General features: G+C 53.2%; 1 protein-coding gene. It reads right to left on the reverse strand.

Translation table 11 applies throughout. From position 1 onward, the window contains the following. The coding region (locus ACRYR9_RS19925; RefSeq protein WP_432540246.1) for a hypothetical protein at window positions 1–415 on the reverse strand (415 nt) is incomplete at its 3' end. Window positions 416–553: the final 138 nt, after the last annotated feature.

Here is a 553-nt window from a genome sequence, read left to right on the forward strand (position 1 = left end):
GACGCTGAGCTAGTAAGGCAAAGATGCTCTCTGCTTGCTCCTGATTGCGTAAGCGCTCCATGGTCTGGCGAGGAGCATGTCCGCCGACAGATGCCACCGTTACTGCATCCTTTACGACTCTGACGTAATGCACCCAGTTCACGCCTCGTTCGTGGCGATGGTCTGAGAGGGAATTCGACGGTAGGGAAGGGTGTAGCCGGTATGTATCGATGTCTTGGACGTGGCCGGCTCCTACAAATCCCCGCCCGTTAACAAAGGCTAGAACCCAGTCCCCCTCATTCATTTTCTTCAGTATTGCGGCACCCTTGTCCTCGGGGTTCCCTTCGAAGCCTGCCGTAATTACGCCACGCTTGATGTTCTGAGTCCACCAATCTGAAACTGCTGGCTTGCCTATATTGAAAACGTAGTAATCCACTTGCCCTCCAGATAATTTCTTCTTTGAGCTTCCACGCTACAGATGCTGGCGTGCAAGGTGGTACAGCACCGCTATGTGTTGTGGGTCCAGAAAAGTTATTACTGCGCCGGGTGGGACGCAATCCTCCATTTTGAGAGG

The sequence above is a fragment of the Kineococcus auxinigenes genome, assembly GCF_050871525.1.
Lineage (GTDB): Bacteria > Actinomycetota > Actinomycetes > Actinomycetales > Kineococcaceae > Kineococcus.